Annotated in this window: 19 protein-coding genes and 1 pseudogene; 6 read left to right on the forward strand and 14 right to left on the reverse strand. The window is 67.6% G+C overall.

Annotated elements, in window-relative coordinates:
• Positions 1 to 125: 125 nt before the first annotated feature.
• The 7 genes from SPF06_RS18785 to SPF06_RS18815 form a co-directional block, all read right to left on the reverse strand.
• Positions 126 to 941 (reverse strand): carbohydrate ABC transporter permease, encoded by an 816-nt coding sequence (locus SPF06_RS18785; protein WP_323280673.1) that lies wholly within the window; start codon positions 939 to 941, stop codon positions 126 to 128.
• Positions 938 to 1,915 carry a carbohydrate ABC transporter permease gene (locus SPF06_RS18790; RefSeq protein WP_323280674.1) on the reverse strand — a complete coding sequence of 326 codons (978 nt, stop codon included), beginning with the start codon at positions 1,913 to 1,915 and terminating at the stop codon, positions 938 to 940. Before SPF06_RS18790 ends, SPF06_RS18785 begins: the two co-directional genes overlap by 4 nt.
• 22 nt (positions 1,916 to 1,937) lie before the next feature.
• Complete coding sequence (locus SPF06_RS18795) at positions 1,938 to 3,188, reverse strand: sugar ABC transporter substrate-binding protein (protein ID WP_323280676.1); 1,251 nt, start codon at positions 3,186 to 3,188, stop codon at positions 1,938 to 1,940.
• A gap of 83 nt (positions 3,189 to 3,271) precedes the next feature.
• Positions 3,272 to 4,276, reverse strand: a complete 1,005-nt coding sequence (locus SPF06_RS18800; protein ID WP_323280677.1) for a LacI family DNA-binding transcriptional regulator — start codon at positions 4,274 to 4,276, stop codon at positions 3,272 to 3,274.
• Between the two features lie 200 nt (positions 4,277 to 4,476).
• Positions 4,477 to 5,475, reverse strand: a complete 999-nt coding sequence (locus tag SPF06_RS18805) for an MBL fold metallo-hydrolase (RefSeq protein ID WP_323280678.1) — start codon at positions 5,473 to 5,475, stop codon at positions 4,477 to 4,479.
• 34 nt (positions 5,476 to 5,509) lie between these two features.
• On the reverse strand, positions 5,510 to 6,355 hold the full coding sequence (gene panB / locus SPF06_RS18810) for a 3-methyl-2-oxobutanoate hydroxymethyltransferase (protein WP_323280681.1): 846 nt from the start codon (positions 6,353 to 6,355) through the stop codon (positions 5,510 to 5,512).
• Positions 6,356 to 6,392: 37 nt separating this feature from the next.
• Positions 6,393 to 7,013, reverse strand: coding sequence for a LysE family translocator (locus tag SPF06_RS18815; protein ID WP_323280682.1), 621 nt, complete (start codon positions 7,011 to 7,013; stop codon positions 6,393 to 6,395).
• 115 nt (positions 7,014 to 7,128) lie between these two features.
• Between SPF06_RS18815 and SPF06_RS18820 the strand changes: the two genes are divergently transcribed.
• Positions 7,129 to 7,581: an Lrp/AsnC family transcriptional regulator gene (locus tag SPF06_RS18820; protein ID WP_323280683.1), complete on the forward strand. Its 453-nt coding sequence runs from the start codon at positions 7,129 to 7,131 to the stop codon at positions 7,579 to 7,581.
• Between the two features lie 394 nt (positions 7,582 to 7,975).
• Here the strand turns inward: SPF06_RS18820 and SPF06_RS18825 are convergent, their stop codons facing one another.
• From SPF06_RS18825 to SPF06_RS18850, 6 genes are read right to left on the reverse strand one after another with little or no spacing between them, the layout of a single operon-like run.
• A complete protein-coding gene (locus tag SPF06_RS18825; RefSeq protein ID WP_323280684.1) occupies positions 7,976 to 9,349 on the reverse strand; it encodes an LLM class flavin-dependent oxidoreductase in 1,374 nt (457 codons plus the stop codon).
• Between the two features lie 53 nt (positions 9,350 to 9,402).
• On the reverse strand, positions 9,403 to 10,530 hold the full coding sequence (locus SPF06_RS18830) for a flavin reductase (protein ID WP_323280685.1): 1,128 nt from the start codon (positions 10,528 to 10,530) through the stop codon (positions 9,403 to 9,405).
• Positions 10,527 to 11,441, reverse strand: a complete 915-nt coding sequence (locus SPF06_RS18835; RefSeq protein ID WP_323280687.1) for an ABC transporter substrate-binding protein — start codon at positions 11,439 to 11,441, stop codon at positions 10,527 to 10,529. The genes SPF06_RS18830 and SPF06_RS18835 overlap by 4 nt, the downstream gene beginning before the upstream one ends.
• Positions 11,438 to 12,166 carry an ABC transporter permease gene (locus SPF06_RS18840; protein ID WP_323280688.1) on the reverse strand — a complete coding sequence of 243 codons (729 nt, stop codon included), beginning with the start codon at positions 12,164 to 12,166 and terminating at the stop codon, positions 11,438 to 11,440. Before SPF06_RS18840 ends, SPF06_RS18835 begins: the two co-directional genes overlap by 4 nt.
• Positions 12,163 to 12,807 carry an ABC transporter permease gene (locus SPF06_RS18845; protein WP_323280689.1) on the reverse strand — a complete coding sequence of 215 codons (645 nt, stop codon included), beginning with the start codon at positions 12,805 to 12,807 and terminating at the stop codon, positions 12,163 to 12,165. The genes SPF06_RS18840 and SPF06_RS18845 overlap by 4 nt, the downstream gene beginning before the upstream one ends.
• Positions 12,800 to 13,915 carry an ABC transporter ATP-binding protein gene (locus SPF06_RS18850; protein WP_323280690.1) on the reverse strand — a complete coding sequence of 372 codons (1,116 nt, stop codon included), beginning with the start codon at positions 13,913 to 13,915 and terminating at the stop codon, positions 12,800 to 12,802. Before SPF06_RS18850 ends, SPF06_RS18845 begins: the two co-directional genes overlap by 8 nt.
• 197 nt (positions 13,916 to 14,112) lie before the next feature.
• On the opposite strand from SPF06_RS18850, the gene SPF06_RS18855 reads away from it, so the two are divergent.
• The 5 genes and pseudogenes from SPF06_RS18855 to istB all read left to right on the forward strand — a co-directional run bounded on the left by SPF06_RS18855 (position 14,113) and on the right by istB (position 19,605).
• Positions 14,113 to 14,907 (forward strand): IclR family transcriptional regulator, encoded by a 795-nt coding sequence (locus SPF06_RS18855; protein WP_323280691.1) that lies wholly within the window; start codon positions 14,113 to 14,115, stop codon positions 14,905 to 14,907.
• Between the two features lie 298 nt (positions 14,908 to 15,205).
• Positions 15,206 to 15,499: pseudogene (locus SPF06_RS18860) on the forward strand (Tn3 family transposase); the annotation flags it as partial.
• A 1,059-nt stretch (positions 15,500 to 16,558) separates the two neighbouring features.
• Positions 16,559 to 16,771 (forward strand): hypothetical protein, encoded by a 213-nt coding sequence (locus SPF06_RS18865; RefSeq protein ID WP_323280692.1) that lies wholly within the window; start codon positions 16,559 to 16,561, stop codon positions 16,769 to 16,771.
• A gap of 449 nt (positions 16,772 to 17,220) precedes the next feature.
• Complete coding sequence (gene istA / locus SPF06_RS18870; protein WP_323280693.1) at positions 17,221 to 18,744, forward strand: IS21 family transposase; 1,524 nt, start codon at positions 17,221 to 17,223, stop codon at positions 18,742 to 18,744.
• 84 nt (positions 18,745 to 18,828) lie between these two features.
• Complete coding sequence (gene istB / locus SPF06_RS18875; RefSeq protein ID WP_323280695.1) at positions 18,829 to 19,605, forward strand: IS21-like element helper ATPase IstB; 777 nt, start codon at positions 18,829 to 18,831, stop codon at positions 19,603 to 19,605.
• Positions 19,606 to 19,910: 305 nt separating this feature from the next.
• Here istB and SPF06_RS18880 read toward each other — a convergent pair whose 3' ends face one another.
• Entirely contained in the window at positions 19,911 to 24,734 is a 4,824-nt protein-coding gene (locus SPF06_RS18880; protein WP_323280696.1) for an ATP-binding protein, read from the reverse strand.
• Positions 24,735 to 25,369 lie beyond the last annotated feature (635 nt).

Below are 25,369 nucleotides of genomic sequence, written 5' to 3' on the forward strand. Positions count from 1 at the left end.
AGATCGGTGTTTCGGCGATGTCGAATGTGGGCGCGGCCGGGCCAGCCGAGGAGGGCTCGCCTTTTCTCGGCCGTATCTGGTCTTGGCCTCGGGCCGCTCCTGCTGGGCGGCCGACGCGAACGGGCTTAGTCCTTGACAGCTCCCGCCGTCACGCCGGCGGCGACGTACTTCTGGGCGATCACCAGCAGGACAGTGGCCGGGATGGAGGCGACGACGGCGGTGGCCATGATTGCGTTCCATTCCTGGTTGTTGTTGCCGATGTACTTGTAGATGCCGAGCGTGATGGTCTGCATCGGGCCGCCGCCGTTGAGGGTGGAGGAGAAGATGAAGTCCGACCACGCCCACAGGAACGAGAACAGGGACACGGTCACGACCGAGTTCCGGCTCACGGGCATCACGACCGAGCGGAAGATCCGCCAGGGGCCGGCCCCGTCGATCCGTGCCGCCTGCATGAGCTCGTTCGGTATGCCGGACATGAAGGCGGTGAAGATCAGCACGCCGAAGGGGACGGCGATCGTCGAGTCTGCGACGATGAGCCCCCACACGGTGTTGAGGATGCCGATGCTGAGGTAGATGGCGTAGAAGCCCATTGCCATGATGATGCTGGGGATCATCTGCGCGATCAGCAGGACGAAGTTCAGGAGCCCGCGCCCCGCCGGGCGCAGCTTGGCCAATGAGAACGCCGCGGGCGCCGAGATCGCCACCGTGAGGGCCACGGTCCCCAGCCCGACGATCAGGCTGTTCCCGAGGTATGGGAGCTGCTGGTCCAGGACGGCCCGGTAGCCGGAGAACGTCGGGTGGAGCGGGAACCAGTCGGGCGGGCTTTTGCGCATCTCGCCGGTCGGGGTAAGTGAGACGTTGACCATCCAGTAGACGGGGAAGAGCATCACCGCGGTCAGCAGCACGCCGACGGCGCTCTTCCACACGGGGCGTCGGGTCATGACTGGTCCTGCTTTCGCTGGGTGCGCACGTAGATGAGCCCGAAGACGAGGGCCAGGATGATCAGGAGATTGCCGACGGCGGCGGCCGGGCTGAGGGCGGGCAGCACCGAGCCGAAGCCGAGCTGGTAAGCCCACGTGGCGAAGGTCGACGACGAGCTGCCAGGGCCGCCCCGGGTCATGATCCAGATGATGTCGAACACCTTGAGCGTGTAGACGAGGCCCAGGACGAGCGTGATGGCAGACACCGGCCTGAGCAGGGGCAGCGTGATCCGCCAGAACTTCTGCCAGGAGCCGGCCCCGTCCAGGGATGCGGCTTCGTACAGCTCGGCCGGGATGTTCTGCAGACCGCTGTAGAGGATCACGAGGTTGAACGGGATCCCGATCCAGATGTTCGCGATCGTCACGGACGCCAGCGCCAAGTCCGGGGAGGTCAGCCAATTGATCTGGCCGATCCCGAAGGCGGAGAGGAAGGAGTTGACGACCCCCGAGTCGCTGTTGAGCATCCACGACCACGTCGAAGCCGAGACGATCAGCGGAAGCAGCCAGGGGACGAGGAACAGTGCGCGCAGGGTCGCCGAGAGGCGGAAGCTCTGGTGGAAGAACAGCGCCAGGGCAAGCCCAATGGTGAACTGGAACGCGATCGAGACGCCCGTGAACAGCGCTGTGTGCACGAGTGCCGGGACGAACGTGGGGCTCTGGAAGACGGTCGCGTAGTTGTCGAGGCCGACGAACGGAGCGTTGCCCTGGACGAAGGCCCGGACCGTGTAGTCCTTGAGGCTGAGCTCGATGTTCCGGTACAGGGGGTAGGCGTAGAAGACGGCCAGATAGGCCGCGAGCGGCGCGACGAACGCCCAGGCCGCCCATTGGCCCGTGCGCCTCCTGGGCTTGGCTGCCCCGAGGCGGGGAAAGACGACGGCGTGCGTCCTTCCCCGACCACGGACAGACCGCTCGGCAAGGGTCTGCGGCTGAATCATGGCGAAACGTCCAGTCGAAGGGTCACTTGGTCGCTGCCGCCGCGGCGGACTGTGCCGCCTGCATGGCCGCCTGCGGCGACTGGGAGCCGCTCAGGGCGTTCTGCACGGCGCCCCACATCTGCTGCGAGATCTTCGGGTAGTTCGTGCCGAGGTTGTCGCTCGTGCGGCCCTTCGCGGCTGCGACGGCATCCACCCACGGCTTCAGCTCGGCCTTCTGCGAGACCTGCTGCGCCTGCGCGTCCTTGGTCGGAGCGACGTAGGAGAGGGTGTTGTCCGTGGTGACGAGGTTCGTCGTGCTCGTGAGGCACTGGGCGATCTTGACCGAGGTGGCGTAGCGGGCGGTGTCCTTCTGCACCGGGATCGTCATGAACTCGCCCCCGGTGGGGACCGCCGCCGAGCCGCCGTTCGCGCCGGGGATGGCGAGGATGCCGTAGTCGATCCCGGCCTTCTTGACGTTGTCGAGCTGCCACGTGCCGTTCTCGCCGAACGCGAAGTCCCCGGTCGCGAACTCCTGCCAGCTCGTCGTCTGGGTGTTGTTGATGACAGAGTTCGGCGCGTAGCCGTTCTTGATCCAGCCCGCCCAGAGCGAGACCGCGTCGACGCCCTGGCTCGAGTCGAGCTGCTTGAGGCTCGCTCCAGACCCCCAGAACCAGGGCAGGAACTGGAAGCTGCCCTCCTCGGTGCCGATCGCGGAGAACGTGATGCCCTTCTTGCCGGCCGCCTTCACCTTGGCAAGGGCGTCGGTGAAGGACTTCCAGTCCTTGATCGTGCTCACGTCCACGCCTGCCTGGGCGAGGACATTCTTGTTGTAGTACAGGGCCAGGGTGTTCGCGCCGATCGGGACGCCGTAGGCCTTTCCGTCGAGGACGCCGGCCTGGAGGATGTTCTGCTGGATCGCGCTCGTGTCGAGCTTCGTGTCGTCGGTGCTGGTCAGGACGCCGGCCTGGGCGAGGGTCGAGACCACGGGGTTGTCCACCAGAAGCAGGTCCGCGGAGTTGCCCTGCTGGCCGGCCAGAAGGGCCTTGTTGGTCAGGTCCGTGGTGTCGTAGCCGGTCCGCTTGATCGTGACCCCAGCCTGCTGGCCGCACTGCTCGACCAGCTTTGTCCAGGCTGCGCTCTCGTCGAACTGCGGGTAGGGGTCCCAGAAGGTGTAGGCGGCTCTGCCTCCCGCGGACGCCCCGGCATTCGATGTGCCGCTCGTGCTGCACGCGGTGGCTCCGCCTGCCAGGGCCGCGGCCAGCACAGCCGCCGCGAGGATCTTGGTCTTCGTCACTGCATTCCTCCTTGAATAGCGTTTTCTTAATCGAACCGGTTCGATATTGCGGTCGCACCCAGCGGTTCCGCCGAAAGGGCGGTCTACTTGGTGCTTCCCCGGTCGGTGAGCTCAGGTGCGATGAAACGGGTCACGGGGGTGCCTGCCCCGGCAGGGTCCATGATGCGCCGCACCAGCAGTTGGACGGCCTGCTGGCCCAACCGGTCGGGCGCGGTCTCGACGGCCGTGTACGGCAGAGAGAACGCCCTTCCGAAGTTCTTCGAGTAGAGGCTGACGACCGAGAGGTCGTCGGGAACCCTTACCCCCCGGCTGTTCAGGATGGCCGGCAGGGCGGCGATCGAGGCGTCGTTGTGCACGATCATCGCGGTCGCATTAGGCCTGGCATCAAGGAATGCATTGACGCTGACGGCGATCGCGGGCTGCCTCGACTCTCCGAAGTACGGGAACACCTGGATGCCGTACTTGGCCGCACGTTCCATCGCGGCGTCGCGGAAGCGCCACGAATAGGCGCCGCCGCGCTCGAAGACGTGCTTCGGCGGGGAGATGAGGATGATCTCGCGGTGGCCCAGGCCGTAGAGGTGGTCGACAAGCTGCCGCGCCGCCTCGCCGAAGTCCAGGTCAAGGACCTCGAGCCCTTCCGTGCTCGCCGGCAGTCCCACCAGGGCGCCGGGCTGTCTGGCGCCCCTCAGGACCGGGAGCCTCGGGTCGTCGTGCGTGACGTCGAGCAGCACGACTCCGTCGACCATGCCGGACCGGGTGATCCGGTCCAACGCCTGGGGAGCGTTGGCGTCGGTCACCATGAGGATGTCGTACCCGTTCTCCCGTGCCTCGTCGGCGATGGGAAGCATGTACTCAAGCATCGCCGGAGCGAACTCGTCCTGGTGGAACTGCAGCAGCAGTCCGAGGACCATCGTCTGGGACGTCTTGAGCGCGCGGGCCCCGGCATTGGGGGTGAAACCGAGCGCGGAGATCGCCTCCTCGATCCGACGCCTCGTCTCGTCGGAGATCGAGCGCTTGCCCGAGAGGGCGTAGGAGACCGTGCTCCTCGATACCCCTGCTATCCGGGCTACGTCTGCGATGGTCGCCATTGTCATCCTTGTCTGCGAACCGGTTCGATTATGCTAACGGACTGTGACCGGTCACACAAGTCGAATCGGATCGATTCTTCGATCCCGGATTCCAGTGCCGTCGCGGGGATTCGGGCTGGGGGAACACCCTCCTCCGCGACTGAAGCACCAACAGACGCCAAACGACCGTGCACCCGGGCCCTGCCGGGTCCGGGTCGCGTTCATTGGTGAACGTCGTGCTCCACCCAGGCGTACGCGGCCCAGTCTCGTGGGAGGGGCTGCACCAATGCCGCTGGTGGGACGCTGGTGTGCCCGGCGGTGGCATGCAGACGCCGGTCGCGGACGAGGGCGGCGCCGACCCTGAGCATGGCGTCGACAAGATCGGTGGCGAGCAGTTCGGGGGACGTGTCCAGGATCCGTGCGGCGTCGGTGAGCCAGGACCGTGCGCAGAGGTACGCCTCTGCGTCGTCGACCGGGATCCCGTCGCGGATCATGAGGGCGAAGGCGAAGATCCTGCGCATGCCGTACCATACTGCCCCGGCGGGGTCGTCGACGAGGCGCTGGGCGCGGCGGGCGGCGTGGGCGAACGCGGTTTTGGGGTCGGCAGGGATCGGTCCGTGCGCGGGCATGATCACTCGCGGTTCGAGGATGGCGAGGCGCTGGATGGAGGCCTGGGCGGTGGCGGCTGCTTCGCGGCCGTCGAGGGCGAGGTTGACCCATCCGACGTCGTAGTCCGAGAGCGCGTCGCCGACGACCAGCAGCCGCTCCTCGGGCTGCCACAGTGCGAGGTGGCCCGGGGTGTGCCCGGGTGTGCTGACGACCTCCCAGTCGGCGGAGCCGAGCCGGAGGAGCTGTCCGTCCTCGAGCGGGACGTCGACGGTGTAGGGGGCGACGGGCTGGTCGAGGTATTCGGCGGCGCAGCAGGCGGGATCACGGCTGGCGATGGCACAGGCGTCCGGGGTGCTGGCGGCGATCCCGGCGCCCGCGGCCTGCAGAAGCGCGTTCCCGCCCACGTGGTCGGAGTGCCAGTGGGTGTTAACGACGAGCTCGAGGCCGCGGGCACGGTGGGCGTGGACCCAGTCCGCGGTCTGCTGCGCGTGGCCGACGAAGCCGCTGTCCACGAGGGCCGGCCGCCCGCCGTTGAGCAGGAGCAGGTTCGCGTCCGGGAAGGGCCGCTGCTCCCAGTGCACCCAGGAGGGCAGCCGCGGGTCGGGGGCCACGGGGTCTCCTCTCGATGGTTCTTCCAATTGCCGGTCAGAAGGCGTGCTCGGGCCCCGGGAACGTCCCTGCCGCCACGTCCGCAGCGTAGTCCCGCGCCGCGCGCAGGAGGATGCCGTGCTGGTCGGCGTACTGCTTCACGAAACGCGGGAGGCGCCCGGTGCGCAGGCCGGCCATGTCCTGCCAGACCAGCACCTGGGCGTCGCAGCCGTTCCCGGCTCCGATGCCCACGGTCGGGATCGACACCGCACCGGTGATCTCCGCCGCGACGTCGGCCGGTACCATCTCGATCAGGAGGGCGAACGCGCCCGCGGCCTCGAAGGCCTTCGCGGCGGCGATGAGACGGGCGGCGTCCTCGCCGCGGCCCTGCACCCGGTAGCCGCCGAGGCTGTGCTCCGACTGCGGGGTAAAGCCGATATGCGCCATCACCGGGATCCCGGCGGCCGCAAGCTTCTCTACCTGCGGCACCATCTCTGCCCCGCCTTCGAGCTTGACCGCATGGGCGCCGCCCACCTTCATGAACCTCACGGCCGTGTGAAAGCATTGCTCCGGGGAGCCTTGGTAGGACCCGAAGGGCAGGTCGGCGATCACCATCGCCCGGCGCGCCGAGCGGGCCACCGCCCGCACCAGCGGGATCAGCTCATCGACGGTCGCCGGCAGCGAGGATTCGTAGCCGAAGACGTTGTTCGACGCGGAATCGCCCACCAGCAGCACCGGGATGCCGGCCTGTTCGAACACCGCGGCTGTGTACATGTCGTACGCGGTGAGCATCGCCCACTTCTCCCCGCGCTCCTTCATCTGCTGCAGGTGCGGGATGCGGATCCGTCCGCTCGGCCGCGCGCCATCCGTGCCGCCGCCGTACGGGGCAGGCTGCTCACTCATGATGTCCTTCCATCTCGATGTCCTTCTATCTCTGATTTCATTGCACGAGCCGTTCGACCAGGAGCAGCGCTCCGATACCGACCATGGCGACGCCGGAGAATCGTGCCACGGCACGCGCCGCCGTCGGACGCGCGCGCAGCACCACCCTCGCTCCCGTGCCCACCACGGTGTAGACGACCGCGCAGCTGGCCAGGTGCACCAGCCCGAGCACCGCGATCTGCGCCGCGGGCGCCCACGCGGCCCCGCGGTCGACGAACTGCGGCAACAGGGCCAGGAACAGCAGGAACACCTTCGGATTGAGCCCGCTGATCCCTGCGCCCTTGACCGCCTGCCGCACCCACGAGCCAGCGACCGCCTGCTCAGTTGCCGCGTGCGGGGCCGAGGGGCGTGCCAGCGTCTGGATCCCCAGCCACACCAGATACACCGCGCCCGCGACGGTAAGGACGGTCAGCACCCACGGGGTGCCAGCCACGACAGCCCCCACCCCTGCGGCGACGACCGCAGTGGCCGCGAGATGCCCCGTGAGGAGGCCGCCCACCGAGGGAAGAACCGACCTGTGCCGGAGTCCTGCCGCGATCGCGTACGCCCAGTCTGCCCCCGGCGTCACCACGAACAGGAACGACACCACCCAGAACGCCGCGATACTCCCAAGCGCCATCGCTGATTTCTCCTTCCCTGGGCCAAATTCCCCTGAAGAAAGGTTAGGTCGCATCGCCTGGGAAGTGCTTCCAAGTTTTTCCGCTGGAGCCTTGCAGCGTGGAAAGATTCTTGCCATGGACGCGATCGACCGGAAAATCCTTTCGGAGCTTCAACAGGACGGGCGGCTCACCCTCACCGAGCTCGCCGAGCGAGTGCGGCTCAGTGTGTCGCCCTGCCACCGGCGCCTGCGGGCCCTGGAGCAGTCCGGTGCCATCAGCGGCTACCGTGCGCACCTGGACGCCGACGCGTTGGGCCTCAGGTTCGAGGCGCTCGTCTTTGTCACCATGCGCGAGGCCGTCAGGGGCACGCTCGACGCTTTCGAGGGGGCCGTCGCGGCCATTCCGCACGTGCTCCAGGCCCAGCGCCTCTTCGGTGACCCCGACTACCTTCTGCGCGTCATCGCCCGCGACCGCACTGCGTTCCAGAAGATCTACGACGACGACCTCGCCACCCTGCCCGGCGTCCAGCGGCTCAGCTCTACCCTCGTCATGAAGAACGTCGTCGACAACCGCCCGCTTCCGCTCTGAACAGGCCCGCAGACCCGCCATGAATCAGCCAGGCTCTGTGGGCGTTCAGATCGACGCAGTACCCGGACCCGGGCCTTCGTTATACAGCCGCACGTCGACGCCGACAGCACCGACGTCGGCCATTGCGACGGTTGCGGCCTCGTGGCCGAGCGGAGGTGAAAGGGAAGCCCTGGCTGGTGAGGTGGCTGATGAGGTGGGCGTTGCCGTTGCCCATCAGGCCTAACAGGTGGTCGGTGGGCTCGGCCAGCGCGTCGGCTATCGCCTTGGACACGGTGGCGAGGGCTCTTTCGTTCGGTTCGGGCATTGTCCAGGATCCTTTCGGGTGGTCGCTGGTGGGCGGGGTGTGGGACGGCTGCCTTCCTGACCCACACGCCGCTGTCGATTCGGCTAGGCCTCAGACTGCCGCCGTGGCCTGTTCCTCGGCTTGGAACTCGCCGCGTGCGGGCCGTGCCAGGGCGAGGTGGTCGCGGAACGTCGACCCGGTGTACTCGGTGCGGAACAGCCCCCGTTCCCTCAGGAGGGGAAGGACCCGGTTGCGGAATTCGTCGAAGCCGGCGGGCAGGTAGGTGGGCGAGAGGATGTAGCCGTCGACGGCGCCGGCCTCGAACCAGGCGGCGAGCTCGTCGGCGACGGATTCGGGGGTGCCGATGACCACGCGGTGCCCGTATGCGCCGACGACGCGGCGGTAGAGCTCCCGGAGCGTGAGGTTCTCCCTGCGGGCGGTCTCGACGATGAGCTGCTGGCGGCTTTTGTAGGACTCGGTCTCCGGGATGATGTCTGGGAGCGGGCCGTCCAGGGGCAGGGTGGTCACGTCGAAGCCCAGGAGCTGGGAGAGCCGGGCGAGGCCGACCTCGGGGTGGATGAGCTCCTGCATCTGGCGGTACTTGGCCTGGGCGTCTTCGACGGTGTCCCCGATGATGGCCTGCACTCCGGCGATGACGCGGATGCTGTCGCGGGGCCGGCCTGCCTTCTCGGTGCGGTCCTTGAGGTCGCGGGTGAACGCGAGGGCCGATTCGAGGTTGTTCTGGGCGGTGAACGCGACTTCTGCGTACCGGGCGGCGAGGTTTTTGCCGGCCTCGGAGGAGCCTGCCTGGACCTGGACGGGGCGGCCCTGCGGGGGGCGGAGCACGTTCAGGGGCCCGCGGACTGAGAAGTGCTGGCCGTGGTGGTTCAGGATGTGCATCTTGTCCGGGTCGAAGTAGCGGCCGGAGTCCTTGTCCAGGACGAATGCGTCGTCGTCCCAGCTGTCCCACAGGCCGGCGGCGACGCGGAGGAATTCCTCGGCGCGCTCGTAGCGGTCGGCGTTCCTGAGGTGCTCGGAGCGGCTGAAGTTCCGTGCCTCGGCCTCGACGTAGGAGGTCACGAGGTTCCATCCGGTCCGGCCGTGGCTGAGGTGGTCGAGCGAGGCGAACTTGCGGGCGATGTGGTAGGGCTCGTTGTAAGTGGTGGTCTGGGTGGCCACGAGCCCGATCCGGTCGGTGCTCACGGACAGGGCTGCCAGTAGGGTCAGGGGCTCGAAGCGGTAGATCACCGGGTCCCGGCTCAGGGTCTCGGCGTCGCCTTCGGGGGCGCAGAGCTCGTCGGCGAGGAAGACGAAGTCGAGCTTGGCGTCCTCGGCCGAGCGGGCGATGCGGAGCACGTCTGGGAAGTCCCAGCCTGCGTTTGAGATGGCGTCCGGGTGGCGCCAGCCGGCGATGTGCGAGCTGGCCGGGGAGAGCAGCAGTCCCAGGACCATCTGCCTGCGGCTGTCGGGGGTGTTGTTGTCCATGCTGGTGTCCGTTCTGGTGTGTCGGCGGCGTGGAAGGTTCGGCCTGCAGGGGGTCAGAGTGCCTGGTAGGCGGCGGCGCCGGAGATGTGCCGGGCCGCTGCCAGCAGCTCGGCCGCGCAGCGCTCGACTCCGTCGGCGTCGAGCTCGGGCGGGAGGCCGTAGAGCGAGAGGACGAGCACGGCCGTCCCGTCGGGGCCGAAGACGGGGGCGGAGATGGAGTGCACCTTCGCCTCCGCTCGGGCGCCGAGGGCTTCGGCCCCCGGGTCCATGACGTCGCGCACCGCGCTCGGGGGTGTCGTCGGCCCGAACTCGCCGGCGCCGACGCTGACGGAGTAGCCTCGGGCGCGGATCCTGTCGAGCAGGGCGTACGCCTCTGGCCGGGTGAGCGTCTCGGAAGCGGCGATCCAGCGTTCGATGTCCGCATCCTCGGCCCAGGCCATGGCGGTTCGGCCGAAGGGTGCGGCGGCCGTAACGCGCCGGCCGACGACGGAGGGGATCCACTCGGTCCTGCCGGGGCCTGCGCTGGCGAGCAGGACGAATTCGTCCCGGACCCTGGCACCGGCCAGGCAGTCGCACCCGAGCCTGCCGGCCAGGGCTTCCATGCTAAGCCGGGCACTGTCGACGAGGGCGAGCTCGCGGGCGAGGTCCGGCCCGGCGACGGCCATGGAATGCGGGGTGAACCGCCCGTAGCCGCCTTGGAAGAAGAGCAGGGGCAGGTCGGGGGAGGCGATGTCCATGGTGTCGACGCGGCCCAGGACGATCTCGTGGTCGCCGGCGTCCATGACGTCCTCGATGGTGCAGTCCAGCCACGCCACGGACCGCTCGAGGAAGGGGGTGCCGGACACGGAGGGGTGCCAGGGCACGTTCTCGTACTTGCTGCCGGTCTTGCTGCTGAAGGCTCGGCAGACGTCCTCCTGGCCAGCGCCGAGGACGTTGACGGCGAACCGGCCTGTTGCTCGGATGCGGGGCCATGTCGTCGAGGTGCGTGCCGGGAGGAAGGCGACCAGCGGCGGGTCGAGGGAGACGGAGGTGAAGGTGCCCACGACCATCCCCACCGGGGTGCCGTCGGCTTCGGCCGAGGAGATCAGGGCGACCCCGGTCGGGTAGCGGCCCAAGACCTGGCGGAACCACTGCGGGTCCGCCGGGCTCGTGCCCAGTGCGTTCTGGCTGTTCTGGTTCATTTCAGGTTCTGCTTTCCGACCCATTCGGCGGCGACGTCGGAGGCGTCGCGGTGGTCGAGGGAGTAGGCGGCGTTCATCGAGATCAGGGCGTCGGTGCTGAGGGCCTTGCTGACGGCGTCGAGGACCGACTGGGCGTTCTCGGGCACAGCGTTCTTGCAGATCAGCGGCGTGACGTTGTTGACCCCGATGGCGTTCTTCGGGTCGTCGAGGATGGTGTAGCCGTTGGACTTGATCTGCGGGACGGTCGAGAACAGCAGGGCGGCATCGACGTCGCCCTTGTCGAGGGCGGAGATGGTGATGGGCCCGGAGTAGTCCAGGAGCTTGTACTCCTTGAACTGGACGTTGTAGTCCTTCTGCAGGCCCGCGTATCCGTCGGCCCTGGTCTTCCACTCGGTGGGGCCGCCGAACGTCATCCCGGTGGAGACCTTGGCCAGGTCCTCGATGGTCTTGAGCCCGTGCTGCAGGGCGGTGGAGTTCTTGACCGCCACCGCGTTGTTGTCCTGGGCGGCGGAGGAGTCGAGGATTCCCAGATTCGAGGGCAGGGCCTCGGACAGGGCCGCGTCGACCGCGGACGTGCCCGAGGCCTGGGTGCTGGGGGCGACGAATGCCAGCAGGGCCTGGTTGTACTCCGGGACCACGTCCACGGAGCAGTTCTGGACCTGGCCGTAGAGGACCTCGCGGGCGCCGACGTTCAGCTTGCGCTCGACCGTGTAGCCGGCGTTCTCGAGGGCCTTGGCGTAGACCTCGCCGAGGATGACGTTCTCGGAGAAGTTGGCCGATCCGACGGTGATCTTCTGTCCGCCGCCGGTGGTCCCAGTGCTGCTGGCCGCGAGGGGGTTGGAGGCGCAGCCGGAGGCGAGGGCGAGGACGGCCGCCGCTGCGGCGCCGGTCAGGATGGTGCGGAGTTTCATGCGATCTGCTTTCGTGGTTGGAGGGTGAACCGGACGAGGGATCCGAGCGAGCCGATCCGGCTGCGCCGTGAGACGCCCGGGGATGTGGCAAATGCGGTCAGGAGGACGAAGACGACCTCTGTGGCGACGGCCAGCACGGCCGCCACGATCGAGCCCCCGGCCATCTGGCCGAAGTCCCGTCGGCCGAGGCCGTCGAAGATGAACCGGCCCAGGCCGCCGAGGCCGACGTAGGCGGCGATCGTGGCCGCGGACACGACTTGGATGGCGGCGACGCGGACTCCGAGGAGGATGATCGGCAGGGCCACGGGGATCTCGACTCCGAGGAGCGTCGCTGTCCCGCGCAGCCCGACTCCGCGCGCGGCGTCCACCACGCTCGGATCGACGTTCCTCACCCCTTCGAAGGAGTTGACGAGCATGGGGGGTACCGCCAGGACGATCAGGGCGATCAGCGGGGGAAGGAGCCCGATGCCCGAGAGGATCACCACGAGCGTCACGAGCCCGAGGGTGGGCAGGGCTCGGATGGTGTTGGCGATGGTCAGGACCAGCGCCTGGCCCCGGTGCAGGTGTCCTAGCACCGTGCCCAGGGGAAGGGCGATGACGGCGGCGATGAGCATGGCCAGGGCGGTGTACTGGAGGTGCTCGGCCACCCGTGTGGGGATGGAGTCCGGGCCGGACCATGTGGAGGGTTCTGCGAACCAGGCGGCGACGAGGTCGAAGAGGTTCATCGTGTTCTCCTTGTCCGCGACCAGGGTGTGAGGCCGCGCTGAACGCCGACGAGGGCGAGGTCGGTGGCCGCCGCGAGGCCGGCGGTGAGCAGGATGCCCACGAGGATGGGGGTGGCGAAGAACCGCTGGGTGCCGTCGATGAAGAGGTCTCCCAGCGAGGAGACCCCGATGACGGAGACCACGGAGACCATGCTGATGTTGGCCACGGCGGCCACCCGGAGACCGCCCAGGATCAGCGGGGTGGCGATGGGCAGTTCGACCGCCACGAGCCGGTGGAGGCCCCGATAGCCCATTGCGGCTGCGGCCTGCCGGACGGATTCGTCAGTGGACCTGATGCCGTCCACGACGTTGCGCAGCAGCAGGGCGGCGGTGTAAAGGGTCAGGGGCACGATGGCCGTTACCTGGCTGAGCCCGGTGTAGGGCAGGACGAAGACGAACAGGGCCAGAGAGGGGATCGCGAAGAACGCCGAGCTCGCGGCCAAGGCGAGCGGGTACAGCCAGCCCCATCGCACGCACGCCACCCCGAGCGGCACGGCGAGGACCAGGCCGACCAGGACCGGCAGGAACGAGAGCAGCATGTGCTGCTCAAGCAGCTCCCACACGTGAGGCGTGTTGCGGGCGATCCAGTTCAGGTCAAGCATGTGCCCGGCTCCGGTGGTCTTCGATGGCCGGCTCCAGGGACGCGAAGTCCACCAGGCCCAGGACCCGTTGACCGCTGTCGGTCGCCACAGCCTGACCCACGGGAGACAGCAGGGCGGAGTCGAGCGCGGTGCGCATCGGGTCCGCGCCCAGGACGAAGGTCCGCCGGCATGGGACGAACTCGTCGCCGGCCGTCGCCCCGGGGCGCAGCCAGCCCAGGGCTCGATGCTCGCCGTCGATCTGGAGCCGCCATCGGTCGAGTCCGGCGAAGGAGTCGAGCTCGGCCACGACGTCATCCGTACGGGGCTCCAGCCCTCCGGTGCCCATCAGCGAGAGCCACTTGATGCCGCTGTCCCCGGTGAAGTCCCTGACGAACGCGCTGGCGGGCTCCGTCAGGAGCCTCTCCGGGGTGTCGGACTGCGCGATGGTCCCGCCCCGCTGGAAGACCACGATGCGGTCGGCCAGCCGGATGGCCTCGTCCATGTCGTGGGTGACGAAGACGATCGTCTTGCCGATCTCGCGCTGCAGTCGCAGGAGCTCGTTCTGCAGGTCGTGGCGCACGACCGGGTCGACGGCCGAGAATGGCTCGTCCATGAGCAGCACGGGAGGGTCGGCGGCGAGGGCACGCGCGACCCCGACCCTCTGCTGCTGGCCGCCCGAGAGCTGGTAGGGGTACTTGCGGCCCAGGGCGGGGTCGAGCCCGACACGCTCCATGAGCTCGGCAGCCGCGAGCCGGGCAGTGCGCCGCCTGATCCCTTGCAGGACCGGGACCGTCGCGATGTTGTCGGCGACCGTCCGATGTGGGAAGAGGCCTGCGTTCTGGATGACGTACCCGATGCCGCGTCTGAGCGAGGCCTCCTCGAGGTCCGCAGCGTCCCGCCCGCTGATGAGGATCCGCCCGCTCGTGGGGCTGATCATCCGGTTGATCATCCGCAGGGTTGTCGTCTTGCCGCATCCCGAGGGGCCCACGAACACGGTCACCTTGCCGGCTTCGCACTCCAGGCCGATGCTGTCGACGCCGACCGTCCCGTCCGCGTAGCGCTTGCTCACGGACTCGAAGACGACGTTTGCCGGGCTATGCCCGGGGGGTTGGCGCATTCCAGATGCCATCGGAACTCCTTGTGTAAGGCGAACGACGGGACCTGTCGAGCTCGCAGGGCCCCGTCGCCCCGGCTGTGATGCAGCTCATGCTCACCCAACTATGACCGTAAGACGGTTACTTAGCAACCACTTTGCGGTCACAAGATTCTTCGCTATGCTCAGCGCAAGGCTTCAGAGCGAGTTTCTCCACCAGGGGGTCCCAGCCGATGACCGCAGTGAACAGCGGCACGATCGAAGCCAATCCCCTTCTGCCGGGGACTGGCCGCAACGAGTCCCTCCGTCGCGCCTTCGACCTGCTCGAACTGCTCGCACGCCACCCTCACGGCGCCTCGGTGGCGGAGCTCTGCCAGGATTCCGACCTCCCCCGCTCGACCGTGTCCCGCCTGCTGGCCTCGCTCTTCGACGCGGGCGCCGTGTCCCGTCCCGGAAACGACCGGAAATGGGTCCTAGGGCCCACGATCATGCGACTCACCAACGCCGTGGCCCCACTCGCAGGGCTCCAGGAGCGCAGCAGGGAAGTGCTGGAGCAGATCACGACCGACATCGGGGAAACATCGATGGTTGCCGTGCCGACGGGCCCGGCCACCGCGCGGGTTATCGACGAAGTCCGCGGCCCGAAACTCGTAGGCGTCCTCGACCCCTGGGCTGGCGAGACGATCAGCTCCGCTGCCTCCGGCTTCGTCCGCATGCTCCTCGCCGAGCTGCCCGAGGCGGAATTGGACAGGATCATCAGCCGGATGGAACTCGTCCGCCACACCCCGAAGACCATCACGGACCCCCTGCTGCTCGCCCGAGCCATCGAGGACATACGCCGGCAAGGGCATGTCGTCGTCGTCGACGAACTCGAAGACGGCCTCGCGGGCCTCGGATACCCCGTCCGCAAGGGCGGCCAACTCGTGGCCATGCTGGCCGTCTACCTGCCTACCATCCGCTTCACCCCCGAACTCCAAAGCAAAGCTCTTGCAGTCCTCGAACGCGGCGCCCGCGAACTGGGCGACTGAAGGACAGCCTCACGCTCAACCAGAACCGCCCCGGGCCAGAGGCGGCATCCGTTTCGGCCGCAGGTAGCCGCCAAGGAACGGCCTCTCTCATTCCGGCACAGGGACTCCGTCGGAGCGCGCCAGCCGCTCTGCTTCTTCCCCTCGCCGCCGAGGTGCACGAGGTTATCTTCGAGGGCCCTGACCGCGGCCGAGCCTTTGGTGTTCTCGGGCCGCGGCGAGCCGCGCCTCGGCGTTCGCGGTCGTGTCCTCGAGGCGCCTGGGCAGGGTCGATCTGGAGGAACCGGCATTTGACACAGGCGCCGTCTTCTTCAACAGGCTCGGCGAGATCCGCGACCGCTCCTTCGAACAACAGCGCTACCGCGCCTCCGGACTGAACCTCGTCACCGCTGCCATCGTCCTGTGGAACACGGTCTACCTCGACCGGACCGTCACAGCCCTCAACAACACCAGCGCCCCGCCCCCGCCAGAACTGCTCCGCTATCTCTCACCCCTGAGCTGGGAACACATCAACCTCACCGGCAACTACACCTGGCCCCGCGCCAACCACCTCAACGGCCGATACCGACCCCTCCGGCGACCCACCAAACCTTAGCGTCGGATATTTCACGAATTCACAAGCCGCCCGAAGGTGACAGCCGCACCGACGGCCTGAGCGGAGATGGCCGGCTAGGAAGGGTCGGCCATCTCCGTGTCCATGTCCGACCAGTGGCCACGCCGACCGGCCGAGCCATTGCGGCTCGATCACCCGCCGCTTCACCTGGCTCGCTTCGACCCTGAATTCCCGGGCGCCTCGGTAGTAGGAGATCAGCCACAGCACCTGCACCAGCACCTGCCGGTCCGTCCACGCCAGAGCGAAGCCTTTCTCGGTGCGATCGGGGCGGCTGTCGTCGAACACCAGCCGTACCCACGCCGGGATGGCTTTGTGCGCTCGGGTGATCCCTTCCTGGTCGATCTCCGTGTCCGGGACCAGAACCGGATCGGGCTCGGGTTCGCCGCGCTGGTTCAGTCCGCTCACGCTCGGATCATGGCACCGGGGTCCGACAGCGGAACGGCCCGGATCAGCGGGCTTCCGTCAGTCGGGTCCTGGGGTAGTCGGTCCAGTCGTGGCCGCTGATGGCGCTCCACCGGGCTGCGGCGCCGTTCGCCACACTCCCGCAATTGTCCAACGCGACTTTGGACAATTGCGCTGGGCCACCAGCGGACAATGGTTGTGTAGTCCTTCGCAGACACCCCCGGCCTCAATGGGTGGTGGCGCCCGCTGCAGTCTTCGGCACGGGTCCGGTGCGGCGAGGTCTCCGACCCCCGGCGGGGCCGCGGTCACTGCGGGCTCTTGCTGGCATGGCTCATCTCCTTGGACGGCGGTCGGATGGCTGTGCGCGATGGGCGGGTCCGCTGCGCGGATTCCGCCCATCGGCTTGTCGGTCTCTTCCTCCGCCCCACCGCAGGAAGAAGGCCCCGCGACACTCCTTGGATGACCCACAGCCGAGCTCGCGTCGTCCGGCCTAAGATCGGTGCCGACCGTCGAGAAAGGGAAGGCTTGAACATGCCACGACGACGCTATCGCCACATTCCGCGGCGTTCCTCGATCGGGACCGCTCGTTTCACGGGGCGCACCCAACCTTGGCAAAGAACGCGAGGACGGCCCTCGACCATGAAGGCGAGTCATCGCTTCGACGTCGATGCAGAGGGCATGGAAAGCCTGATCGATGCCGCGCGCTGCCTCCATGAAATCGATTCACTTAGGCCCGCAGAAATCACCACTCTGTTCAGGTTGATGCAGTACGACAACCTCCTCGTCATCCTGCGAGAGGTGCTGGACGTCCTCGGACTCAGGCGAAGCGGTCTGCTGAGCCGCTGGGACTGAGACGTCGCAGAACCCTCAGTGTCGCTGAAGGCTCGAAGGAAGGCGCGGCCCAACTGTGCCCCCCAGGACCCTGAAGACCGCCGACGCGCGGTGGAGAGCTCCCCAAATCTGCCGGGGCGCATAACGTAACGCCCGACCGCGCTTCTTATAGACGTCGAGTCCTGTAGAAAACGACAACTGCCCAAGGGCCGTCGGTACACCGGGGGCTCCTCGGACGGGTCGACTAGCTTGGGCGTTCTCCGGCGCCCCGCTTGTCGTCCGCCACGTAATTCCCCACCCGTAGGTCGGTTTTCGCCACGGAATTCCCCACCTTGAGCGGTGGTTCGCCACGGAATTCCCATGGGGACGACGTCACGCGCCGCCGGTGCCTTGTCCGAGAGCCTTGCCTCGGGTCCGATGGTCGGGCCGGAGGTGGGGTTCGTGGTTTGACGCGTAGGAGTGTGGCAGCGATGGATCTGATCGAACTGTTCATGCACTGGGACGCTGGCCGCTCGAAGAGCGAGCTCGCGGTGTCACTGGGCATGGACCGCAAGACCGTGCAGAAGTACCTGGCCCCGGCCGAGGCCGAGGGCCTGGCCCCGGGGCTCGGGCTGAACGCCGACGAATGGCGGGACATGGTCGCCGGATGGTTCCCGACCGTCGTGGACGGGAGGCTGCGGCAGATCTCCTGGCCGGAGTTCGACGCCCGGATCGAGTGGATCAGGGAGCAGCTGGAGGCCGGGGTTGCCGGGGCCGTGGTCCACCAGCGCCTCGTCGACGACCACGGGGTCATGGCCTCGCAGCGGTCGTTCTACCGGTGGCTGGCCGCGACCATGCCGGATGCGGGGCGGGCGGGGCGGAAGCCCACGGTACTCAAACCCCCGTCCGCGCCGGGAGAGCTCGGCGAGGTCGACTACGGCATGCTCGGACACTGGCGCGACCCGGAGACCGGCAAGGGCCACCGAGTGTGGGCGTTCGTGCTCACGCTGCCGTTCTCGAAGCAGCCCTTCGTCTACCCGACGACCCGGATGGACCAGACGGCGTGGACGAACGCGCACGTGGCCGCGTTCGAGCTCTTCGACGGCGTCCCGCGCCGGATCACCTCGGACAACCTCAAGACCGGGGTCATCAGGCCTGATCTCTACGACCCGAAGCTCAATCGGGCCTACGCCGAGCTGGCCGAGCACTACGGGACCCTGCTCGACCCGGCCCGGGCCAACAGGCCCAAGGACAAGCCGCACGTGGAGCGGATGGTCCAGTACGTGCGCGGCTCGTTCTGGGCCGGCAGGTCCTTCACCTCGATGGCGCAGATGCGCGCCGAGGCCGAGCGCTGGTGCCGCGAGGTCGCCGGGGCCCGCAAGCCCAGGGCCCTGGCCGGGCAGAGCCCGTGGGAGGTCATGACCGCCGTGGAGCGCCCGGCCATGGTCCCGCTGCCGCCCCGCAGGCTCGAGCCCGCAGAGTGGCGCACCGCCATCGTCGGATCGGACTGCCACGCCTCCGTCGGGGGCGTGCTCTACTCGGTGCCCTACCAGCTCGTCGGCGCCCGCCTGGATGTGCGCCTGAGCGGCACGACGGTGGAGTTCCACCTCGACGGGGCGATCGCGAAGGTCCACCCCAGGATCGCCAAGGGCCGCCAGACCGACCTGTCCGACTACCCGCCTGCGGCGGCGGGGTTCTTCACCCGGGACGCGGCATGGTGCCGGGAGAATTCGTCCCTGATCGGCCCCGCGGCCGCGGCCCTCGTCGAAGGGCTGCTGGAGGAGCCGGCGGTGCACCGGATCCGCGCCGCGCAGGGCATCATCCGCCTCGCCGGCACCCGCCGCCCCGAGGCGGTGGAGACCGCCTGCGCCGCGGCGATCGCGGCCGGGGACCCGACGCTGAAGACGGTCCGGGGCCTCCTGGCCGCAGGCGTGACCGTCCTGCCCGTGCGCTCGAACGGCGACAACGGCGCCGGCGCCTACCTCCGTGGCCCCGGCGCATTCACCGCCAGCTGAACCCCTTCACCCGCATGCCCCCAGGGGTCGCCGTTACAGCGGCCCGGGAACGTGCGTCCCTCACCGACGAGACAGGAGACCACCATGACCACCACTCCCAGCACCGCCCAGGGGCCCGTGGGCGCCGACCGCACCCAGCTCGCCGCCTCCCTGCGCACCCTGCGCCTCTCCGGCATGCTCGACTCCCTCGAGAACCGGCTCGCCCAGGCCGCCGAGGGCCAGCTCGGGTTCCTGGACTTCCTCCAGGCCCTGTGCCTGGACGAGATCAATCGCCGCGACTCCGCGGCATTGGAGCGGCGCACCAGGGCCGCGAAGTTCGAATCTGACGGCAGGATCGAGAACTTCGACTTCACCGCGGACCCCGGCATCCCCGCTGCGCGCATCCGCGACCTCGCCAACGCCGAATGGGTCCGCACCGGCCAGCACGTGATCATCAGCGGCCCCGTCGGCTCGGGCAAGACACACGTCGCCACAGCCTTCGGGGATCAGGCCATCCGCGTCGGGCACACCGTCCGGTTCGCCGCCACCTCCCGGGTCCTGGCCGACCTCGCCGGCGGCCACGCCGACGGGAGCTGGGCCCATCGCCTGCGTGGCTACACCAAGCCCGACCTGCTGATCCTGGACGACTTCGCGATGCGCGAGTTCACCCCGGCCCAGGGCGACGACCTCTACGAGATCGTCAATGAGCGCCCCGCCCGCTCCATCATCGTCACCACCAACCGAGCGCCCCAGGAGTGGTACCCCCTGTTCCCGAACCAGGTCGTCGCCGAGTCCCTCCTCGACCGGCTCGTGAACAACGCCTACCAGATCACCATCCAGGCCGGCTCCTACCGGGCGCGCCGACGACCTGCCACGCACTGACCAAAACAGGACCGAAACGCCTGCCCTAAACGAGCGCCGCCAAAGCCGTCAGCGAGGCACTCTCAGGGCTCCCTGCTCACTCCGCCGTGCGGCTACCATCGCATCAGGCACTGGGGAATTCCGTGGCGAAAGCCCTGGGGAATTACGTGGCGGTCGACACCCCGCCTTAGTCCAACGCCATCCAGTCCGCCTGCCGGACCGTCGAGGACACGCATCGAGGCCAAAGCGAGATGCAGGCTCTGAGAACAAGTTTGTCCCCAAGCCTTGACTCGGCGTGGCACCTCTCGTCCTGACCCCGTGCGGTGTCACTCGTCTAGTTGCTGGAGTCTCACGGCCCGCTGATCACCGGCAGCGGCGAGTCCGTCCACGATCCTGTGGTACTGGGCACGGACGTCTGCAGTGACTGCGTCTGCCTCGTGGAGGTCCGTGAACCACTCACCGAGGAGCCAGATGCGGTTCGCGAAGAGGTCGAATCGCCCTCCGATGATCGACTCGATCCATGTCAGTGCCGTTGTCGTCTGCCACGCTCGCGGGGCACTCCGCGCGAACGTAACCACGGCGTCGACAGCCTTTGGCTCCCCTTGAGCCAGTCGGAGCCAACGCTCGTCGAGTCCTTCCAGAGCGTCAGGTTGGATCCAGTTGCCCCTGCATGTTTGCAATGTGGCGCCGATGTCGGGGTCCGATGATCTTGGGTGCGGGACGGGCAGGATGGCCGCCACGGCGTAGTCGAACCAGTGGCGCTCAGCGCGGAGGGTAGTACCGTCGCCGATCGCGTCGAGGGCCACCCGCATTGCCCACGGCCAAAAGTCTGGAAGCGAGAGCCGCAGCCGTGCGTCGTAGGTGAAGACCCTGGCGAGGCCCTCAAGCAAGAGATGCAGGGTTTTGGAATTCTCGGCGAAGGTCTTGATGTGGGCTTCGAGGACATCAGACTCGCCGCTGATGGTGATTTCGACAAGCCGCTGGGCGATCGGCTCGTGGTGCACGATTTCGCCGTGGTCGTAGCCCTCTCGCCACCACTGCTCGAGGCCGCGCTGGTGCGCGCTCCACAGTGGCATCCAGAGGTGAAGGGCATCGTCCGCCGAGCAGCCGGACGTCCTCGCGTCCACCATGCATGCCACCGGCATTCGCAGGTGGTTCACCAGCAGGTCCCTGCTGTCGACGCCTGAGAGCGTCTCGTGAAATGGAGGAGTCAGAGGATCCGGCACGCGCCGCTGACCTTCTTGGCTCCATGGCCCCAGCCTGCAGTCGGCCAAGCTGGCAACCGCCGCGTCCCATGCTGGCTGGTGCCGTATGCATCGATCTGAGTTCGCGTCGAACGAGCAGGCAGCATCCCAGATCGGCTCGCAGCCCTTGGCGTAGGCCATGCGCACCTCGTCGTACAGGCTGGAGGCGAGTGCGCGCAGGCTGCCCTCAAGACGTTGTCGGTCAAGGCCCAGGTCGTCGAAGGGCTCGAGCAGCAACAGCGGCGCGGCGACAGCGGCTGGCCGGTCTGCGCCCATGGGGAACACGGTTCCTGGGTAGCTGGTGCTGTCAACGCGCGGATTCTCGGCGGCCCACATTACCGCCTCGGCCGCCCAGACGAGGTCGGATTTCTCTATGGTCGTCAGCCCAAGCGCGTGCGCCCGGACGGCAGCAGCCGCCACGGCGACGAGACTGTTCTCCGGCCATAGAAACCCCTCCGGTATGGCACCTTCGGAGATGCTGCGTGCGGTCGCAAGGTCGGCTCTCAGGTCGTCGATTGACCAGTCTTTCGGACCGTCATTCGCCCGGGAGTATCGGTTCTGGAATCTGTACAGCGTGCTCGTCGTCTGCAGCTCCAGGTTCCGCGGCGCAAGCACCCGTTCGACCTGTTCGGGACGCTCGAACTCAATGAGGACACCACCGTCAACTTCGCTCGCCCGATAGTTCTCCAGACGGAACTCCGCTGCCCAGCCCTCGACCATCGCGATATATTCGTCCTCGCCGGGTGCGCCGGTCAGCCGGCTGCGGGCATTTTCGAGGAGGTGGTCTCCCACCTGCTCGAGTTGGGTGAGGCGATCCACATCCCCGCGGCGCCGGGCATTGACGACCATCCAGCCCACGACGTCGTGCGGTGTATGGCGCCTCAGGTCGGCTCCGGTGAGCTTGTCTGCATCCGAGTCACGCACGCGAAAGCCGTCTTCGCCTGTCCTTCGGGCGATCTCCAGGTCCCAGACATCGGGATCGGCGAGAAAGGGATCCAAGAGGTCCTCAGATGCGTCTGGATGCCGCACCAGGAAGCCGACCAACAGCCCGGGAACGGCGAGGTTGTGACACTCCCGCAGCAGCAGTTCGGCGATCGTTCGCGCCGGGATCGCGCGCTTCTCGTGCAGATGGTCGACGAACCGTTCGAGGGCGAGAAGAGCGCTCATGCAGGAATTGGAGCCGGCGGTGGTTCCCCGGTACCAGGCCCAGACCTGGCTGTCCCCAAGGTATCGGCGCATGCCCAGACCGACGATGTCCAGCTCGACCCCGTCGGGCACCTCGGATTCGCCAAGATAGCTTCCAAGCTTCTCGACGCGGAATGCGGCGGCATGGTCCAGCATCCGATTCGTGAATGCGATTGCCTCGGCTGGCACCGTGTTCAGGAGCCGGAAGAACGGACCGTAGTACCAAGCGGCCTGCGGGTCCCCGACCCCGGCCATTCCGTGCCTGGAGTCTCGGATGCCGTCCCCGAGAGGGCCCATGCCGCGCCAGTGGTCGTCTGGGTCGGGGTGCTCGATGTAGTAGGCCTCTGCCAGGTGCAACAGCAGTTCCGGACGGGATGCCGACATGCTCAGGGCGACGACCGGTGACTCGACCGCGGGATAGAGGCTGCTGGGCCGTTGCTCACCCACGTCTCGGAGCCACGCCTCGCTTCGACCGTCGATATCCGGACCTAGCATGGCCAGTGCTTCGATCGTGAACTCGTCCCAGAGCTGTGGTTCGCCGTCCAAGACCACGTCGCGTATTGTCTGGCGCAGTTCGTCTTGCCCGCGGCCGTAGACCGCCATTCCCCGGAGCCATGCGAGCACGACAGACCGGATCGCATCCGTCAGCTCCGATCGGCCCGCTCCTGGGCGTTGGTCGAAGACAGGGCGGTCACCGAACGCGGCCTTGACGATTGGTGCGAGCGCGAAGGGGTCGCCAATCGTGTTCTTGACGTACCGCAAGTGGGCGAGGCGAAGCAGGGTCCTAAGCCCTCGCTGGCCTCCCTCCGTGAGCGTTACCCAGAGATCCCGAATTGCGGATTCGGCGTCGCCGAGAGTGAGCAGCGCTTCGTACGGCACTTCGACCCATCGGTCGCCGTGGTCGTGCGCGATCTGGTCGAAGCGTGCGACGAGCGTCGCCCAGGCGGTTCGACGGTCGCCATAGTTGAGGAATGCCTGGCACGCTAGGCGGGCAGCACGGATCGCCCAGCGCGGCGCACCGGCGTCGGCGAGCGGATTCCACCCATCTCGGATGAACAGACGGCAGAGCGCGAAATCTCTGAAGAGGTCGGTCGAGAACTCATCCCCGGATGAAAATGCTGGATCGTGCGGAACCCTGAGCACGCCGTCGGACTTGAGCTCTGCGGCGGCGGTCCCGGACGATTGGATCGGGAGTAACCCAAGGGTCCGCCGGGCCACGCTGAGGGCCGCTTGCTCTCGGTCGTCGGCCGAAGCAGCACCGGGCTCGTGAACCTCGTCCTGACGGACGAGATCACGCCAGACCGCGGAGAACACGTCGGCCTCGCACAGGGCGGTCGTTGGCTCCACGACCCTCCCCGAGCGAAGAAGTGCGTCCACAAGGCCGGGTCGCCCGAGCAGCCACTCGGCGCGGGGGTCGCCGCTCAGCCGCGCCAGAGCACCGAAGGTGTCTGGCAGGGATCTGCGCTCCTCCTCAGAGAGAGGGCCAACCACATGCTGTACCGGTGCCAAGGCCGTGCCCGCGATCTCGCTTGCACGGACGAGCGATTTGAGGACTTGCCCGGCTCCGTCCGTCCTAGTGATCGCGACCACGCCCAGACCCGTTTCGAGGGCCACGGCGGCGAGTTCCCGGAAGACGTCCCTCCTGCCCTCGAGCACCGACTCGCTGCCGTCGATGAGCAGCAGTCGTCTGGGCCGGGCCGCCCCTGTGGAGAGCACATCGCTCAATGGTGCTCCGCCTAGCAGGGCCTCGAATTCGGCGACGCGTGGTGGGAGATCCCGCAGGCTGAGGCTCACCACAGAGGCACCCTCGCTGCGCAGGGCTTCCAGTACGCGGAGGGATAGAGCGGACTTGCCGACGTCAGGCTCACCGGTGACTACCAAGGATCCGCCAGACTCGCCTACATTCCTCATCAGACTTTCGAGGCGGGCCCTTTCGTCGGCGCGTTCGAACTCGAGTGCCTCTGCACCGAGGCCGGGCCGTATGGAATCGCGAAGCCGGACGCCAAAGCGATCGAGGACGTCCCAAGCTCTTGCGTGGGATGAAGATCGCTTCAGGCCGTAGCCACTCAGCTCCTTGCGGAGCATGGGCTCCGTGATCACGGAGCCCCGAGCCGCCCAGGCTCTGGTGAGCTCTGCGATCTTCAGGAACACGGTGTCTGCAGTCTGGACGGAGTCGTCGGCAATCACTTTGCGCAGGGCCGCGACGGCGGTGGTCTGGTCGCGTGTATTGGTGCCTTCAAGGCGCAGATTGTGAACTTTCAGACACGACAGCAGTCTCCATGTGAGTTCATCCGGGCTAAGCGATGAGGCACCGGTAAGACCGGTTGCTGCCTGACGCACGAGGTCTTTGACGTGGTCCAGCCGCCCTCTCACTTCTGCGTTGGTCGCTCCCGGGCGGGCCATCAAGGCGGCGAACTCTGCTGAGTTTGGGACGGACCGGGCTGACGCGGCGAGCGTGTTCAGCTCTGTCTGCGCTGGCCTTTGGGTTGCGGCGGCCAGTGCCATCGACCATGTTCCTGAGGAGACCTCAGGCCAGTTGTCGATCACGATCCGCAGGTAGTCGCGGAAGAGTGGAACCGATGATTCTTCGCTTTTGACCAGATGCGGGTCACGCCGCACCCCGATTGACACGCGATGGATGATCCCGCTCGGGTCCTGGCCTTCGACCACGATGTCGTCGATCGGGCTGACATCGCTGGCTTGCAGGCGAATCGAGGCCACAGTCAAATGGTCCCCGAGCTCTGCGATGGGGTCCCCAGCAAGGAACGCCGCCAACAGGCATGCGGCATATCGGTGTTCCAAGGTGACGCCTCCGCCACCCGTGGAGTAAGGAGATGCGCTTGTCCCCGCCATGTTAGCCCCCCATCAATCCATGGTTCACCGTCGGAACCGATACTGTGCGATTACCGTTGTTCGGCGTGAGCGGTGCTCAATCGAGTCGCCGGATCAAGCTGACTGGTGTCGTGCTCCGAAGGGTCGGTACGCCGTCGCCCCGCAAGTCCACCAGGAAGTGGGCCTCCCGCCCCAGCTCCACCCGCAAGACCTCAAGCAGTGGAACCGGCGTGCCGTCTTTTCGCAGGTCAGCGCTTGGGTGTGAGCCGATCGGGGTCCCCGCCGGAGCCCGCGTCAAGGATCTGTGCTCAGTTCCCAGCTCGATGATGTAAATCGAACCGGAAGCTGTCAGAAGGCAGTAGGTTCCTCTTTCATGCTCTGCCAATCTGGCAATCTGCCCGTCCACCCTTGCCCCCAACTACCCCTCAATCTTGGTCAGGACTATACGGCTTGCCGGACGCTTTCGCTCTGGTGGAGAGCGCCAACCTGAGCACGTGGAGAGTTCCCGATTGGCAATGGCGCCA

The organism is Sinomonas terricola (genome assembly GCF_034931225.1).
GTDB classification, from domain to species: Bacteria; Actinomycetota; Actinomycetes; order Actinomycetales; family Micrococcaceae; genus Sinomonas; species Sinomonas terricola.